The sequence below is a fragment of the Gordoniibacillus kamchatkensis genome, from assembly GCF_000829455.1.
GTDB lineage: Bacteria > Bacillota > Bacilli > Paenibacillales > NBRC-103111 > Gordoniibacillus > Gordoniibacillus kamchatkensis.
This window is the reverse complement of sequence record NZ_JXAK01000151.1, coordinates 1-1,035: the sequence shown is the minus strand read 5'-3', so window position 1 is coordinate 1,035 and position 1,035 is coordinate 1. Positions and strand designations below refer to the sequence as shown.

Genomic DNA, 1,035 nt, shown 5'->3' with positions numbered 1-1,035 from the left:
GGCGCGCGGCCGTTTCGTGCGGCTGTTCGAGGAGCCTCCCGGGGCCAAGGCGGCACGCCGGGGGCGGGGCTGGCGGCAGCGGCGATGACGGGTGCGGCGACCCGGGGAAGAGATGCCGGCCAGGCGCGTGCCCGGCCGCGGGAATGGCAACCGGCCCTGCAAGTGCTGCGGCCGCTTCAGGGGCGGCACCGGCCGTGCCACTGCGGCGGCAAGGCGTGCCGCCGGCAGCCGCTCCGCCTGCGGCGACGTACGAGACGTGGCTGCTCGTCAATTACAAAGTGGAGCTCGTCTGCGACATGAAGCGCAGCGAAATTCATTCGCTCGCTGTCTCGCTGACGACGGGACGCATTCGCGAGCGGTTTTACGAAGAAGTGCTGTCTCGTCGGCTAAGCCCCCGCCTCCCGGACAACGTCCGGCTGCTGCCGGTTGTCGTGCCGCTCGAAGAAGCCGCTTCGCGGCTGGAGCAGCATTTGGAGCGCATCATTAGCGGCTACGACCATTCGTGGGCGGACCGGGCGAACGAGCGGCTGCGCGACGAGCTGGCCCGCATCGACGGCTATTACGGCGCGCTGCTGCAGTCGGTCGAGCCCGACAAACGCGCGGAAGCGAGAGCCCAATACGATAACCGCAAGCGGGAAATCGACTGGCAGTACCGGCCGCGCATCGAGGTTTCCGCCATCAACTGCGGCCTGTTTCACCTCGCGGCGGATGGCCGCCAATAAAAAGGCACAGACCGACGATTCTCGCTAAAACTTCTGAAATTCCTTGAGACACGTTGTTACAACGTTTTCATGGTCTATCCTGTACAATTGGAGCATACGATGGCAGGATGACCGTATTTCCGAGAGGTGACGACAGCGATGCGAACAACGCTTTGGACCGCCGCCCTGCTCATCGGGGTCGGCTTCTCATTGGCGCTGCCGCCGGCGTCCGCCCGGAACGCTCCGGCGGACGCCGCCGCGGCTCCGGCTGCGGCCCAGCCGGCAGCCGGACAAGCCCCGCCGGGCGGCGGCGAAGCGCCGCCCGCGGCGCAAG

General features: G+C 67.2%; 1 protein-coding gene. It reads left to right on the top strand.

Annotated elements, in window-relative coordinates; all coding sequences use genetic code 11:
* A partial coding sequence (locus tag SD70_RS32570) for a YqhG family protein (RefSeq protein WP_231571734.1) occupies positions 1-722 on the top strand: 722 nt, incomplete at its 5' end.
* Positions 723-1,035: the final 313 nt, after the last annotated feature.